Here is a 15,455-nt window from a genome sequence, read left to right as displayed (position 1 = left end):
AAAAGGATTGTTTAGTAACAAAAGTAAAATAAAAATGAGCGCTAAGCACTCATTAATTATTATTTTTTATGTTCTAAATGTAATTTTAAGGCTGCGCTTCTAGCACATTCTCAAATAATTTCTGAGAAAGTTGGATGAGGGTGAATTGTATGAGCTAAATCAAACACTGTAACACCTTTTTCAATTGCTAAAACAATTTCTGAAATGTAATCTGTTGAGTTAGGTCCAATGATGTGTCCACCTAAGATTTTTCCATCTTTTTTATCAACAACTAATTTAGCAAAACCAGTAGTTGCTTTTGCAGCAATAGCTTTTCCTAAGAAACTAAATGAATATTTTGCTGAAAATGCATCATATCCTTTTTCTTTGGCTTGTTCTTCTGTTAAACCAGTAAATGAAATTTCTGGGTGTGTGTAAATACATCCTGGAATTGGTTTATTTTTGTATGAAGCATCCATACCTAAAATATCTTCAACTGCAACAATTGCGTGTTGGTAAGCAACGTGAGCTAACATACTTTGACCTGTTAAGTCACCAATTGCATAAACACCTTCAACATTTGTTCTCATTTTATCATCAACGATAACTTCACCTCTAGAACCTAATTCAATACCCACTTCTTTTAGTCCTCTTGATTGTGGAATACGTCCAACAGCAATTAAGTAAGCATCAGCTTTAACAACTTTTTCTTCACCATTAACACTATAAACAAGCTCTTTTTGGTCATTTAATTCTTTTGTTTGAGCGTTATAAACGATTTCAACACCTGAAGCTGTTAAAACTTTAGTCATTTCTTTAACAGCATCTTTATCAACACCCATTAAAATTTGATCTGTGTTTTGCAAAATAGTTACTTTTGCACCAGCAGCTTTGAAAACTTGTGCAAATTCAACACCAATAACTCCTCCACCAACAATAACAATTGATTTTGGTAAGTTTGAATCATAGTTAATTGCTTCACGTGAAGTTAAAGCAACTTTTTCTTCATAAGCTTTTTCAAATCCTGGAAGCATGGTTAATTTACGAGCGTAACTTCCCATTGCAAGAATTATTTTTTTACCTGCATAAACTTTGTCATTAACTTTAATTACTTTAGGTGTTAAAAATTCTGCTTCACCATTTTCCATGGTAACTTTTGAACCTCTCATTAACATTTGCACACCTTTTGTAAGTTGGTCAACAACTTTGTATTTTCTTTCGTGCATTTTTGATCAAGTTTCTGCTCAATCAATGTTTAAATCGCTTAAATTACCAACGATACCATATTCTCCTGCGTGTTGTAAGGTTTCAAGAACTTCAGCTGATTTAAGTAAAGTTTTAGTTGGAATACATCCAACATTTAAACAAACTCCACCTCAGAATTCTTTCTCAACAATTAAAGTTTTTAAACCTTGTTTTCCAGCTTCTTCAGCAGCTAAATATCCTCCTGGACCTGATCCAACAACAATAACATCAAATTCTGCATCAATGTGTCCTTCATACTTACTTGCACATTGACCTTTGCATTCTGCGTTCATTTTTACTCCTTAAAATAAATTTTTAATTAATTTCTTATTTAAATTCTCAAGTCTATAAGAAATTAATATGTATATTATAAAACAGAAAAAAATAAAAAGCGGCTAAAAGCCACTTTTTAAGGCACATTTTTTAATGAAATGGTACGTCCAAGAGGATTCGAACCTCTGACCCAATGGTTAAAAGCCATTTGCTCTACCTGCTGAGCTATGGACGCATTTTGACCTTGACAGGCCAAATGGTACCCAGAACTGGACTTGAACCAGCACGAAGTAACCTTCGAGGGATTTTAAGTCCCTTGCGTCTACCATTCCGCCACCTGGGCATCTTTACATGTGAAAAATGCTATTGTATTATATCTAATTTTTTTAATCCCCAAGAAAAAAATATTTTTTTTATTTTTCAAGGCTCTAAAATATTACTATATAAAAAAATAAAAGCAAAGAAAAAATATTTTTTTATTTTATTTTTAATACTTTGACATTGTTTATATCATTATTTAAACAATCAATTTATTTATTCTTAAGGAGCAAAATGATTAAAATAGGTTCGCATGTTTCATTTAATAAACCAACATATTTGACAGGAGCAATAGAACAAAGTTTAAAAAATGGGGCTAATGCTGCAATGATTTATTTAGGTGCACCACAGAATACAATAAGAGCGGATGTTTCTCTATATAAAAAAGAGGAATATTTAAAAGATTATGCACATCTAATCAAGTCAGAAGATATTGTGGTTCACGCACCATACATAATTAATCCTTCAAATCCAGATAAGCAAGAATTTGCAATTAATTTCTTAGTACAGGAAATTAAAAGGATGAACTATTTTGGAGCTAAATATTTAGTTTTACATCCAGGCGCTTATACTAAATTTAATCCAGAAAGTGCATTAAATACTTTAATAAAAACTTTAGAAGAAGTTTTAAAACAAACAAATGATGTAGTTATTTGTATTGAAACTATGGCTGGAAAAGGAACAGAAGTTGGTGTAAATTTTGACCAATTAAGTTATTTAATAAGGACTTTGGACAACGAGAGAATTCAAATGTGCTTAGATACTTGTCACATTTGAGATGCTGGCTATAACATAAAAAATTACGACGAATTTAAAGCTGAATTAAAGAAATATGATTTGTTAAAACACATTAAAGTCATTCATTTAAATGATTCAAAAAATGATGTTAATTCCCATAAAGATCGTCATGCAAATATCAACCAAGGTTTTATTGGATTAGAAACATTGGCAAAATTTGTTCATGACAAAGACTTTGATAATGTTCCAATTATTTTAGAAACACCAATTCCGGAGAGTGGATCAATTTACAAAGAAGAAATTACAATTCTTTTAAATTCTAAATAAATATATAATTATAACTATCATTAATATGCATATTAAGTAAGGAGTAATAATGGAAAGTAATTTAAAATACTTAGTTGAACGTGATGAAAAGATGAGATTAAAAGCTTACTATCAGTATAAAAAAGAACCAAAATTATGCACTGTTACAAGTCATAAAAATGGACATATTACTGATTATTTTGAAATTGAAAGTAGCTATATTTTTCTCGATAAAAAATTTAAAACCTATGATGATTTAGTTAATTTAATTGATACAAAAATTGTGACAGCTCCAAGAGGTTATCAAATTGATTTAGAATCATTTACATCTGATGATTTAAATTTTGAAGATGTTTTAAAAGCCTTTGTTTCTCGTTTAGTTTTTTATGAAGCAAGACTATTTAGTAAAAAGAAAGAACAAATTAATAAAAACGAATTTAGTTTACTTTTTCCATCTTATGAATATGAAAGTTTATTCCAAAGATATTTAACTATTGCACAAGCAAGAAATGATGTAAGAAATTTACAAATTATGCCTGAAAACTATTGTAATTCAGAACAATTAGCAAAATATATTCAAGATGATTTTCAAAATATTGAACATTTAAGTGTAAAAGTTTTAAGCAAAAAAGAAATTGAAGAACTAGGAATGGGTCTTTTACTTTCAGTTAATAGAGGCTCAACTTTTGAGCCACGTGTGGTTATTGTTGAATATACTCCAAGACCAGAAGTAAAAGATAAAGTTGCAATTGTTGGGAAAGGTATAACTTTTGATACTGGTGGTGTAAACACTAAAGGCTATTACATGGAAGGCATGAAATATGATATGTCAGGATCAGTAATTGCGGCTTATGCTGTCAAAGCTTTAGCACAGTTAAAAATTAAAAAGAATGCAGCAGCAGTTATGATGATTACTGATAATAGACAAGATGGCAATGCATCATTACCAGAAAATGTTTATCAAGCAATGTCAGGTCATAGCGTAGAGGTCACAGATACAGATGCAGAAGGAAGATTGGTTTTAGCTGATGGATTATACTATGCTGCAACAAAACTAGAGCCAACTGCGCTAGTTGATGTAGCAACTTTAACAGGTACAATGGTTAGGGTTTTAGGTTCTGCATATACCGGAGTTTATGCAACCGACGATAAATTGTGAAATTTATTTAACCAAGCAGCCAAAGCAGGAAGAGAAAAAGTTTGAAGAATGCCAATGCATAATGATTTTCATGAAACAAATACTGAAAGTTTAGTAGCTGATTTAAACAATTATTCTTCTTCTGGAAAATCAGATTGCAATAGTGCAGCTATGTTTTTAAAAGAATTTACCAATAAAGTTCCTTTTATTCATTGTGACGTTGCTGGAACTGCAGACATTAAAGGAAAACCACAGGGTGTTTTAGTTGATACTTTAGTTGAATTTTTAGCCTCATATCAAGTTAAAAAAGTAAGTTAAGAAAGTTTAAATATGTCAATTAACAAAGAATTATTTAAAAAACAATTAGTAAAATATATGGCTCTTGAAGGCCCTAGTAGATATGAAACTCTTGTTGCTAAAGAGTTGGTAAATAACATCAATAAAGAAAAATTTAATGTTAGTTATGATAATTTTGGATCAGTTATTTTGCACAAAAAATCAAAAAATGCTAATGCTCCTAAAGTAATGATTGCTGCTCACATGGATGAAGTGGGATATGCTGTAAGAAGTATAGAAAAAACTGGACAATTATTATTGGAACCAATTGGTGGAATTTGACCAAGTGTTGTAATTGGAACTAAAGCATTTCTTTTAACCAAAAAAGGTAGATTTACAGGTATTTTTGGACATACATCAATTCATATATTAGAACCTGAAAAAAGAGAAAAAGCAATAAAAAATAAAGAACTTTATGCCGATTTTGGATTTAAATCAAAAGATGAAGCTATAGAAAAAGGCGTTGAAATAGGTGATATTGTTTTATTAAGTGGTGAATTAGTCGAATTTGACAATCCAGATTTAATTGCCGGTAAAGCAATGGATAATCGTGCCGGAGTATGTGTTCTAGAATACATAGCTCATGAAATTGCTGATATAGATTTAGATATTGATTTATATTTAGTTGGAACTGTGCAAGAAGAAGTTGGAACTCGTGGTGCTAAAACTACTGTAAAACTAATTAATCCGCAAATTGCAATTGCTTTAGATACAACTTCTAGTCATGATACATTAGGCACAATTTCTGGAACAACCAAATTAGGAGAAGGCGCTGCTTTAAGAATTATGGATGGTGCAATGATGGCTGATCCTAAATTAGTTAAATATTTATGCTCAGTTGGTGAAGAAAAAAATATAAAACATTATAAATTTATTTCTATGGGTGGAGGAACTGATGCTTCTGAATTGCAATATGCAACAGGAGGAGCTGCAACAATCACAATTTCTCTTCCACAACGTTACTTGCATTCGCCAATAGGCATGTGTAATTTAAATGACTTAATTGCAGCTGGTGATTTATTAAGCGAATTTCTTAAAAAAATCACTCAAAAAGATTATGAAAATTTAATTAAATATTCATAACCAATGATACTTATAATCCTATAAATAAGTATTATTAAAAAATATGATAAAATAAGTCCGAAACAAATAAGGAGGCAATACAATGATTTCAACTGGTGGATGAATTGGTATTATTATTGCTGTAGCTGTTGTCTGTGCTTTAGTAGGAGCTCTTGTAGCCTTCATAGCTGCAAAAAAAGGATTTGAAAAACAAATTAAAGAAAATCCTCCTATTACAGAAAAAATGATTAGAGCAATGTATCTTCAGATGGGAAGAAAAGCTTCAGAGGCTCAAATCAAAGCAGTTATGCGTTCAATGACAAATGCAAAACATGACAAATAATTATTAAATGCTTGAAATTCAAGCATTTTTTTTTATAAAAAAAATGCAACCAATGTTGCATTAATTAAGCTTTTTTAGAAAAATATTTTTTTCTATAAAAAGTTTTTTTATTTTCGACATTTTTTGTATATGTACAATTTGGAAAATTGCTACATCCAACAAATTTGCCATATCTACCATTTTTAATAATTAGATCGCCTTGATCTTCAGGACATTTATCTTCTAAAACAATTGGTGCAATAGTAGTGTGTTCCATAGTTAAACTTGCATTTTCATATGATTCACTAAATTTTTCATAAAAACTATTCATAACAGGCTCTACGGCAATTTTATCTTCAGCAATTAAATCTAATTGTTCTTCAACTTCAGCTGTATAACCTTCATTAATAATGGCAGGAAAACCATTGATTAATTTTTCAATAACAGTTTTACCAAATTCAGTTGGATGTAAAGCACCATTCATATTTTGTACATATTCACGATCTAAAATGATTTTCACAGTTGAAGCAAAAGTTGAAGGGCGACCAACTTTAATGTTGTCAAGCATTTCAATCAATGATCCTTCACTATATCTTCCTGGTGGACGTGTTTCATGATCTGTGATTTCTATATCATTTTCATTTATTTGAATTTCTTGATTTAACTTAAAATCAGGATCATTTGATAAATTACTTTCGTCATCATCATTTAATTGTTTAACAACATAGTACCCAGGGAAAAGTACTTTACTTACTGTACTTTTAAAAACTAAGTCATTTTTAGTAAAAGTGTAAGCTTTATTTAATTTTATTGGTTGTTTAATTATGGCTTGCAAAGTATGTTCATATATTAATTTATAAATGTTATATTCTCAATCATTTAAATTGAATTTTTCTTTTGCTGCTTCAGGTTTTAATTTTATATCAGTAGGTCTGATAGCTTCATGAGCATCTTGATCGCCAGCAACCCCTTTAATTTCTTGTGAAACGTAATTTTCGCCATATTCATTTTTTACATATTCTTTGGCTTCACTGAGAAATGTTTCACTTAATCTTGTACTATCTGTACGTGGATAACTAATTAAACCACCATCTCCATAACCTTCATAAAGTTTTTGGGCAGCAGATTGCGTAATTACAGATGAATAAGGAGATTTTTTATACAATGCTGATTGTTTAAGAGGAGTAATGGCCGGCATTTTTTTCTCAGTTTGTTTAATTTCTGAAACTTTTAAAGTATAAGGATTTTTATATAATTTTTCTTTAATGGTTTCAAGTTCTGTTAAATAAATTCAATCTTTTTCACCAGAAGGATGTACTTCTTGATATAAATGTGCGTTAACATTTTCTTGTAGTTTTATATTTGCTTTGTGATATTTAATTGGAATAAAAGCTAAAATTTCTTTTTCTCTATCTACAACTAATTTTAATGCTATTGATTGAACTCTTCCAGCACTAGGATTAGTTGGCGAATTTGATAATTTTTGTTTCATTAATTTTGATAATCTAAATCCAATTATTCTATCTAGCATTCTTCTAGCTTTTTGAGCATTTACAAGAGATTCATCAATTAATTTAGGATTATTAATAGCCTTTAAAATAGCATCTTTAGTAATTTCGTTGTATCTAATTCTATGATATTTATCTTTTATTTTTAACAAATTAACTAAATGATCTCCAATTGCTTCACCTTCTCGATCAGGGTCAGTTGCAATTAAAACTTCATCTGCTTCTTTAACTGCTTTTTTTAATTTTTTGACAATTTCATTTTTGGCCTTATCTACAACATAATTTGGTTCTCATTTTTCTAAATCAATACCTAATCCCATTATTCCACTAGTTGATAAAGTCATAATGTGCCCAACAGAAGCAATAACTTCATAATTATCTCCTAGATATTTTTTAATAGTTGCCACTTTATTTGGCGATTCGACAATAACTAACTTTTGCATATTTTAAAAATATATACAAAATAATGCAAAATTAAGAAAAAAAATTTATTTTGCACAAAAATAATGAAATTTTTTTTCTAAGTTAATGTTTGAAAAAAATATTCAAATATATATTATTAGTAATCAGATTTATATATATAATAAACACTGAGTATATAAATAATGTACTCCTTGGCTAATTAGCCCTGATGTCCAAAAGGAGAAATATGTCAAAATACGAAATTCTTGTTATTGTTGACCCAAAAGCTGATACTAAAGTTGGTTTTGACTTAGTTGAAGAAGTTTTTGGTAAAACAAATATCACTAAATCAGAAAAATTAGAATTGACTGATTTAGCTTATGAAATTAAAGGTTCAAATAAAGCGCAATACTTATCATTTGAACTTAATGCTGAAAGCCATTTAATTGCTGAATTTACACGTCGTGCAAACATCAATAAACAAATTTGAAGACAATTAGTAATTAATTTAACTTCAGAAAAAGGATATGGTAAAGAAAGAAAAGTCTTTAAAAAACCATTACCTTTTAGAAAAGAAAATTCACAAAATTCAGAAAACAAAGACGAAAAAAAAGAATACAAAAAACCTAGAGTTGTAAAAACTGTTAAAACAGAAGAATAATTCTTTTTTGAAAGTTGTTTTATAGGAGGAGCAAATGAACATGAATAAAGTTATTCTAATAGGAAGAATTAGTAATGATGTAAGATTTTTTCAATCACCTTCTGGTGTTCCATATGTAAGAGGAGTGATTGCTATTAATCGTAGAAATTCTAATAATTCAGATATTACAGATTATCTTCCTTTCATAGCTTGAAGATCAACTGCTGAATATGTTAATTCTTACTTACAAAAAGGCGATTTAGTTTCAGTAGAAGGTTCATTGCAAAGCTCACAATATCAAGATAAAAATGGGCAAACAGTTCGTTCATTGGACGTAGTTGTTGATTCAATTATGTCATTAGAAACAAGAGAAGTAAGAGAAATGAGAAGAAATAAAAATTCTTCTTATTCACAAAATAATTCTTATAACAACAACTTTAAACAACCATTAAAATCTAATAATCTTCCACCTAAAATGGCCAGTGAAACCGAAGATTGAAATCAAACATCAGACAGCGAATTTATTAGCGGTTTTAGATTACCACCAATAACAGGTGATGATATAGATGATTAATTATTACTAAGGAGAATTTATGTTTAAGAAAAATTCTAAAAAATCAGGTTACAACAAACGTCGTAAATGTGTATTATGTGAACAAAAAATTAATTACGTTGATTTCAAAGATGTTGAAACATTAAACAAATTTGTTAGTGGCACAGGACAAATCAAACCAAGAAGTGTTTCTGGTGCTTGTGCAAAAGACCAAAGAAAAATTGCAACAGCAATTAAAAGAGCACGTTTTATGGCTTTAATGCCTTATGCAAAAGAACGTGTACGTGTTGTTAAATCAGCAACCACAACAACTACACCATCAAATAACTAATAATTTGATAAAAAAACAGGAAAACATTTCCTGTTTTTTTATCTTATTCATTTTTTAGTTTCAAGATGATAAATGGCACTTGCTTGATTAGTTTTCTGACAATTAAAAGAATAAATGTTTTTAACTTGAGGAAAAATTTTTTTAGCTTCACTTAATTCAATTGGTAAATATCCAGAAATATTTGCACTAGTGACATACATAGGACCATTATCGATTAAAAATTGGCATAATTGTGAACATTTTGGCATTCTAAAACCTTGATTGTTAACAATGATTGAAAAAGCTCCTGGTCAATATTGTTTAGCTCATTCGGTCGCTTCATTGTTTCATTCTTTAAATTGTTTTGCCTGTTCAATCGAACCAACTAAAATCATAATTTTTTTATTTAGTGGACGTTGTTTCAACTCAAAAATAGTCTTTAAAGTATTATCATTAATAGGCCCACCTAAACCACAAACAGTGTCTGTATCACAAATAAAAATAGTGTTTAAATTCATAATAATAAATATTAACAAATAAAAAACATATTCGAACTAAAACGAATATGTTTCATTATTATTCACTACGTGAGTCTAAACTTTTGTAGCCCTCAACTTTTTGTCCCTTGTAAAAACCACATGAATAGCAAACTGTGTGTTGTTGAATCATGTGAGAACAGTTTGTACATGAAATTAAGTTTTGAACTGGTAAAGCATGATGAGTACGTCTTTTGTGCTTACGTTGTTTCGATGTTTTACGTTTTGGAACTATAGCCATACGTCCTCCTTATAAAGTATACTTTTATTTATTAAATTTAATTTTTATGCGCAATAAATTCTTTACTATTATAATGAAAAAATATTTTTAAACTAGCAAAAATATGAATAATTTCTATATAAACTTTTTGATTTAAGAAATAAAATTAATAGTAATATATTTTGTTATAAAAATATAAAAAATGAATTATTTAGGATCAATAATATGAAAAAAAAGAGAAACAAAAAAAATTGAATTATTTTCATTAGTCTCATTTTAACTCTTGGAACAATAGGAATTGTTGGTTATTTAGTAATTTCAAATTACATTTTAGGTAATTCAATTTTTACTACTCCAATAAACAACAACAGAGGTAATTTAACTATTACTCCATTAAAAGAAGAAGATGATTATGTTGTTACAAAAAGTGATTTTCTAAAAATTAATTATGATCCTAATTACATTTATTCAAATGATGTTAAGGAAAAAATTGATCAGTTAAATAATGATCCAAATAATTGATTAAAAGAAAAATATTTTTCAATTGAAAAAGATTCAGGTGCAATTGAGTATACTGATCCAATTTTAGGAATCAAGTTTAGAGACTATTCATATGGATCATACGTTGAAAAAGATTCAAGAAATAATGAAGTTATTAATCAAAAACGTTATTTATTAAAACAACCCGGTCTAGCACTTTTAGCCAATTATTTTTATGCTCGTCAATCATATGGACCAGAAGCAATTTTTCTTGATTCAGTTAATATAAATGATTCTCGTTTTATTGACGGTACATCAAAAGGTGTTTACTATACTAATTCAAAAAGAATTTATATTAGCACTCCAATTATTGCTGAAAAAGGATTTACAATAGCCCAAAAAGTCAAAGACATTTTTTCTACACTTTTTCATGAATACACTCACCATTGAGCAAATTCTTATGTAGATTATGCGCCAGTACATAATGCATTTACTAAATTCACTTATCGTACTGAAGAAAATCCTGCCGGAACTGAAAGTTATTTTTATTCAGATTTTGTTAATCTATTTAAGTTTTATTTGAATTATGAAAAAGAAAATGATCCAAATTATCTTGATAATAATGGAGTAATTTATAATGGAAAATTAATTGAAAATTCTAATTTTATTGGTCGTTTATTAAATACAAAAGATTTATTCGACTTAGGAAACACTAATGATAATTCTGTTTACAAGGAATTATTAAAAAAATTAAAAATATTGGCAGAAAACTCAAATAACAAAATTACCTTTAAACCAAACAATAGAGAAAAAAATTCTGACTATGCAATTTCTAGTTATGAACCCGATAATTTAGCTTATTATTATTCTATTATTGAATTAATTCCTAGAGAATGAATCAAATATGCATATATTCCTTTCTATGATTCACCTCTTGAAAATCAAAGGTATAACATTAACTATTTTCAAGGAAAAAATAATTTTAAAATTTTTCAAAATTATTATGGTTCAGGTTATCTAAGTAATGGAAATTCTCTTATTTTTTCAAATGATTCCTATGTTAATGATTGATCTAGAGTTTTTAGTAATGGTATAGTATTTTCTAACACAAGTAAACAAAATTTTAAAAATAACTTATGAGCCTATGAATTAGTTGATAAAGATGAAGCAACTGGCAAAGAAACTAGTCGAACACCGCTTTATAAATTGTTTTACAAATTATTTTTAGAATCAATGGGATATGGAAAAGTTATTGCCCAAATGAAGAATCAAACGGTTTATAACATTATAAATGGAGCACACAGTAGTTTTTCTATTAAAACTGATGAAAAATACTTGAATAATATGAGACTGACTGGTTATTTACCTTCAAATGATTTTAAAGGGTTAGTTTATAGTGTAAATGGCAAAAAAGTTGTAACTAAAATTAATTACATTCCTATAATTAACTTTAGAGGTTTGAATAAACCTATAAAAGCACAAAGTGAAATTTCTAATGCAATAATTAAACCAAATGATATTTTGGATGATTTACCTCAAAAATATATTTCTTACTATACTGACTATTTTAGAGTTGATTCTATTGATAAAAATAGTTCTCTTAGTTTATGAAAAGATTTGAACAATGATGAAATTATTCAAGACAATGAATTATTTACTGAATTCAATACTAATCCATTGCCTAAAAGACCTATAATTAACTCGGACGCGGAACAAAATACTTACTATAAAACAAATTCTACATACGAATGAATTTCTAAAATAAGTGATCCAATTAAACAAACTTATCAAATAAAAATAAATACAATTAATTAATTAAATATATAATAAATAATGAATTATGAATACTAATAACAATCAACAAGAAAAGAAGATAGTCTTTCCTTTGCTTGGATCTATTATCAATGTTCAAGCATATAAGTATAATGGAGAACTATATAGACAATGAAATGGTGTAAAAGTCTTAAGAAACACAGAACAACATTATGTTTTATTTTTATCTAAAACTAAGGTTGCTGAAACCAAAAAAAGAGATTGAATATATAGAGATCCTGTAATTTGATTTTTGCCTAAAAATGAAATGTCTAATGCATTAGTTCTTTTAAAACCTAAGAATAACTATATTTACATAAATTTATCTTCTAAACCAATTTATGAAGACAACACGATTAAATTTATTGATTTTGATATTGATGTTAAGAAATATCCTGGTAAAAATCTTTCTATAGTAGATTTAGAAGAATTTGATGAAAATAGAAAAAAATATAACTATCCATTAGAATTGGTAAATAGGATTGAAAAAGCTTTAGAAGATGTAGTTAATAAACATCTCAACAAAGAATATTATAATAGTCAAGAAATTATTGATTATTACATTAATTTAGCTAAGAAAGATAAATCATTAAGTCAAAATTTCAGAGCTAAAAAAACAAAAATAGTTTTTAAAAATAGAAAGTTTAAACAAAATTAAATTTTGTGTAATAACTTTCTTTTTTTATTCTTAGTGTGTAATAATTAATATTATGAATTCATTTAAATTAAAATTAAAAGAATCTTTTACTTTAAAAAGAATAATTTATTGAATAATAATCATAATTTTGGCAATAACTTTAGCATTAATTATTTTTTATGTTAATAAAGATAAATTGTTAGCTGATGGAAAAAGATATAAATTGAAACAATCTAATAGTGATGCCTTGTTAGTTTTTGGAGTTATAAATTTAGTCGGAGGAATTTTTGGATTTTTAATAAACAGTAATTTTTTTGCTAATTCATTTTTTAAATTTAGAAAGAATAGAGAAAAGGATAAATTAAAAAGTGAAATTAATGAATTAAAATTAAAAAAAATGACTGCTATTCAAAAATTGAGATTAAAAACATTAGAAGAAAAATATGATGAATTAGATAATTCGCATAAATTTGAAGTTAAAAAAAATAAATTAATTTATTATTTAATGTTTTTGTTTGGTTTGGTTTTTGTTTTAATTTCTTTATTAGTTGTTTATGTTTAAAAAGAAAAGGAATGCAGATTGCATTCCTTGTTTTCATATGGCGGGGGTTAAAGGATTCGAACCCTTATAAACAGTTTTGGAGACTGCAGTAATGCCATTATACGAAACCCCCAATAAAATAGGTTTATTTACCAAATTTAAAATGACAAATATCCCCATCTTGCATTATATAATTTTTTCCTTCGCTTCGAATTTTACCGGCGTTTCTAGCACCATTTTCTCCGCCTAAATTAATAAAATCTTCAAAACTAATAACATCAGCTTTAATAAATTTTTTTTCAAAATCCGTATGAATAATACCGGCACATTGTGGTGCTTGCATTCCATTTTTATAAACTCATGCTCTTACTTCAACTTTTCCAGCAGTAAAGTAAGTTTTTAAATTTAATAAATCAAATGTTTCTCTAGTTAAATAATCTAAACCACTATATTTAATTTGATAACTGTCTAATCATTCTTTACTTTCTGCATCATTCATTTGGGCAATTTCTGATTCTAATTGGACAGAAATAGGAATAATTTTATTTTTTCCACCTATGGAAGATTCTAATTTTTTAAAAAGAGGATCGTTTTGATAATCACTTATTTGTTCAGCCGATAAGTTCGCAACATAAATCATTGGTTTAGCTGTTAATAATTGATAACTTTTTAAAATTTTGATTTCTTCTTCATTTAGGTTATTTACTATAGTATTCGCAAAATTATTAGTTTCTAAAACATCTCTAATTTTGATAGCTAAATTTTGCTCTAAGATGGCACTCTTATCTCCGCTTTTTGCTTTTTTGTTAATTCTATTGATTACATTATTAACAGTTTCTAAGTCAGCAAGAATTAATTCTAGGTTAATAACTTCCATATCTGCGACAGGATTTACCTCATTATGTACATGCATAATATCTTTATTTTCAAAACAACGCACAACATGAATAATTGCATCAACTTGTCTAATGTTACCTAAAAATTTATTTCCTAAACCTTCACCTTTAGAAGCACCTTTAACTAATCCAGCAATATCAACAAAATCAAAAGTTGCTGGGACTATTTTGTCAGGATTAACTATTTTAGCTAAATCATAGAGTCTTTGATCTTTTAAAGGAACACTGCTAATATTTGGCTCAATAGTAGTAAAAGCATAGTTACTTGCTTCAACTTGATATTTAGTTAGAGCACTAAACAATGTACTTTTACCTACATTTGGTAAACCAACAATTCCCGCTTTTAATGACATGTTATCTCCTTTAACTTTAATTATTTTAGTTTCAATATTGTATTATAAATTTAATAAATAAAAAAAGCTTTAAAAAAGCTTAATTTAGAGAATTTGCTAATTTAAATTGACAATAATTGTTTCTAATTTCATCAATGCTTACAAACTGATTATTTCTTTTAACATAAAGATGATCAAAAGCATTAAATCTCATGGTTTTATGAAGCATTTTTCCAGCTATTTCGTGCATAGATTCAACTATGCCATCAAATTCTAATTTAGCATCTACAGTCATTAATTTTGTTTCATAACTATTGATTGTATAAAAACCTTCTCCGATGGTAAAAAAATTGTTTTCAATCATTTCCTTCATGCTTACTTTTAAAGGTTTTCTGTCAAATATTGCTTTTTCAACATCACCAATTTGTTCTTTTGTTTAATCAATTCTTTTCTAACCATATTTTAAATATTTTTTGTCCATATCAATCATTGTATATTGACGACCTGTTTGCTTTGCAACAACAGCTATTGTCATTGTGTCACCAAAAGAATCAAGTATAATGCCACCTATTTTAGTAAAAAGTGTAATTATTCTATGTAAAAATGTTTCAGGTTTTGAGTGTTATGAGCTTATTATCATTTTAATCTTTAATTCTTTCATTTCCAGAACAAACAAGGAAAGTTCATACAGATCCCATTTGTTTTCCTCCGTTGATGAATTTCCCTGTTTTATAGTTGAATGTGAATTTTGAATTCTTATTTTTAGTTGCAATAATTAAAGTTTCATGCCTGTTATTTAAACGTTTACCCCCAAAATTTGGGAGAGAATTTGATTTTTTTAACAATATCATTAATAACTAAAAAACCAAGT

Annotated in this window: 17 protein-coding genes, 3 tRNA genes and 1 pseudogene; 10 read left to right on the top strand and 11 right to left on the bottom strand. The window is 27.6% G+C overall.

All coding sequences use genetic code 4. The features are described 5' to 3' along the window. Positions 1–59: 59 nt before the first annotated feature. The 3 genes from lpdA to EXC37_RS02420 form a co-directional block, all read right to left on the bottom strand. Positions 60–1,517, bottom strand: a complete 1,458-nt coding sequence (gene lpdA / locus EXC37_RS02430; protein ID WP_036445829.1) for a dihydrolipoyl dehydrogenase — start codon at positions 1,515–1,517, stop codon at positions 60–62. Positions 1,518–1,656: 139 nt separating this feature from the next. Beyond that, positions 1,657–1,732: transfer RNA gene (locus EXC37_RS02425), tRNA-Lys, on the bottom strand. Positions 1,733–1,754: 22 nt separating this feature from the next. After that, a tRNA-Leu gene (locus EXC37_RS02420) sits at positions 1,755–1,840 on the bottom strand. Between the two features lie 209 nt (positions 1,841–2,049). Here EXC37_RS02420 and EXC37_RS02415 point away from each other — a divergent pair. The 4 genes from EXC37_RS02415 (at position 2,050) to EXC37_RS02400 (ending at position 5,738) form a co-directional block, all read left to right on the top strand. Continuing rightward, positions 2,050–2,880, top strand: coding sequence for a deoxyribonuclease IV (locus EXC37_RS02415; protein WP_029891839.1), 831 nt, complete (start codon positions 2,050–2,052; stop codon positions 2,878–2,880). Positions 2,881–2,929: 49 nt separating this feature from the next. After that, positions 2,930–4,315 carry a M17 family metallopeptidase gene (locus EXC37_RS02410; protein ID WP_029891838.1) on the top strand — a complete coding sequence of 462 codons (1,386 nt, stop codon included), beginning with the start codon at positions 2,930–2,932 and terminating at the stop codon, positions 4,313–4,315. A gap of 12 nt (positions 4,316–4,327) precedes the next feature. Continuing rightward, positions 4,328–5,416: a M42 family metallopeptidase gene (locus EXC37_RS02405; protein WP_081840313.1), complete on the top strand. Its 1,089-nt coding sequence runs from the start codon at positions 4,328–4,330 to the stop codon at positions 5,414–5,416. An 82-nt stretch (positions 5,417–5,498) separates the two neighbouring features. Next, complete coding sequence (locus EXC37_RS02400; RefSeq protein WP_006608774.1) at positions 5,499–5,738, top strand: YneF family protein; 240 nt, start codon at positions 5,499–5,501, stop codon at positions 5,736–5,738. A 64-nt stretch (positions 5,739–5,802) separates the two neighbouring features. On the opposite strand, the gene topA is transcribed toward EXC37_RS02400, so the two are convergent. Further along, positions 5,803–7,668 (bottom strand): type I DNA topoisomerase, encoded by a 1,866-nt coding sequence (topA, locus tag EXC37_RS02395; RefSeq protein ID WP_029891836.1) that lies wholly within the window; start codon positions 7,666–7,668, stop codon positions 5,803–5,805. Positions 7,669–7,874: 206 nt separating this feature from the next. On the opposite strand from topA, the gene rpsF reads away from it, so the two are divergent. Genes rpsF through rpsR form a run of 3 tightly spaced genes read left to right on the top strand, consistent with a single transcriptional unit; the run spans position 7,875 to position 9,151 of the window. After that, positions 7,875–8,288 carry a 30S ribosomal protein S6 gene (rpsF, locus tag EXC37_RS02390; protein WP_029891835.1) on the top strand — a complete coding sequence of 138 codons (414 nt, stop codon included), beginning with the start codon at positions 7,875–7,877 and terminating at the stop codon, positions 8,286–8,288. Positions 8,289–8,328: 40 nt separating this feature from the next. Further along, entirely contained in the window at positions 8,329–8,841 is a 513-nt protein-coding gene (locus EXC37_RS02385; RefSeq protein ID WP_029891834.1) for a single-stranded DNA-binding protein, read from the top strand. Between the two features lie 19 nt (positions 8,842–8,860). After that, a complete protein-coding gene (rpsR, locus tag EXC37_RS02380; protein ID WP_006608770.1) occupies positions 8,861–9,151 on the top strand; it encodes a 30S ribosomal protein S18 in 291 nt (96 codons plus the stop codon). A 38-nt stretch (positions 9,152–9,189) separates the two neighbouring features. On the opposite strand, the gene EXC37_RS02375 is transcribed toward rpsR, so the two are convergent. Beyond that, complete coding sequence (locus EXC37_RS02375; RefSeq protein WP_006608769.1) at positions 9,190–9,648, bottom strand: Sua5/YciO/YrdC/YwlC family protein; 459 nt, start codon at positions 9,646–9,648, stop codon at positions 9,190–9,192. 58 nt (positions 9,649–9,706) lie between these two features. Next, positions 9,707–9,907: a 50S ribosomal protein L32 gene (gene rpmF, locus EXC37_RS02370; protein ID WP_006608768.1), complete on the bottom strand. Its 201-nt coding sequence runs from the start codon at positions 9,905–9,907 to the stop codon at positions 9,707–9,709. 204 nt (positions 9,908–10,111) lie between these two features. Here rpmF and EXC37_RS02365 point away from each other — a divergent pair, with 204 nt between their 5' ends. From EXC37_RS02365 to EXC37_RS02355, 3 genes are read left to right on the top strand one after another with little or no spacing between them, the layout of a single operon-like run. Beyond that, on the top strand, positions 10,112–12,181 hold the full coding sequence (locus tag EXC37_RS02365) for an MYPU_1760 family metalloprotease (protein WP_029891833.1): 2,070 nt from the start codon (positions 10,112–10,114) through the stop codon (positions 12,179–12,181). 25 nt (positions 12,182–12,206) lie between these two features. After that, the gene (locus tag EXC37_RS02360) at positions 12,207–12,836 is read left to right on the top strand and encodes a DUF402 domain-containing protein (RefSeq protein ID WP_006608766.1); all 630 of its coding nucleotides are present in this window, start codon (positions 12,207–12,209) and stop codon (positions 12,834–12,836) included. A gap of 52 nt (positions 12,837–12,888) precedes the next feature. Next, entirely contained in the window at positions 12,889–13,377 is a 489-nt protein-coding gene (locus tag EXC37_RS02355; RefSeq protein ID WP_006608765.1) for a 6TM ABC transporter family protein, read from the top strand. A 38-nt stretch (positions 13,378–13,415) separates the two neighbouring features. Here the strand turns inward: EXC37_RS02355 and EXC37_RS02350 are convergent. The 5 genes and pseudogenes from EXC37_RS02350 to EXC37_RS03250 all read right to left on the bottom strand — a co-directional run bounded on the left by EXC37_RS02350 (position 13,416) and on the right by EXC37_RS03250 (position 15,435). Further along, positions 13,416–13,489, bottom strand: a tRNA-Trp gene (locus tag EXC37_RS02350). 12 nt (positions 13,490–13,501) lie between these two features. Further along, positions 13,502–14,605, bottom strand: a complete 1,104-nt coding sequence (gene ychF, locus EXC37_RS02345; protein ID WP_029891832.1) for a redox-regulated ATPase YchF — start codon at positions 14,603–14,605, stop codon at positions 13,502–13,504. A 79-nt stretch (positions 14,606–14,684) separates the two neighbouring features. Then, a complete protein-coding gene (locus EXC37_RS03260) occupies positions 14,685–14,948 on the bottom strand; it encodes a hypothetical protein (protein ID WP_006608763.1) in 264 nt (87 codons plus the stop codon). A gap of 87 nt (positions 14,949–15,035) precedes the next feature. After that, positions 15,036–15,191, bottom strand: a pseudogene (locus EXC37_RS03270) (DNA methyltransferase); the annotation flags it as partial. 34 nt (positions 15,192–15,225) lie between these two features. Beyond that, on the bottom strand, positions 15,226–15,435 hold the full coding sequence (locus EXC37_RS03250) for a DNA methyltransferase (protein ID WP_006608762.1): 210 nt from the start codon (positions 15,433–15,435) through the stop codon (positions 15,226–15,228). Between the last annotated feature and the right edge of the window lie 20 nt (positions 15,436–15,455).

It is taken from the genome of Mycoplasmopsis columbina (assembly GCF_900660685.1).
GTDB classification, from domain to species: domain Bacteria; phylum Bacillota_I; class Bacilli_A; order Mycoplasmatales; family Metamycoplasmataceae; genus Mycoplasmopsis; species Mycoplasmopsis columbina.
This window is presented reverse-complemented; position numbering and strand designations above follow the sequence as displayed.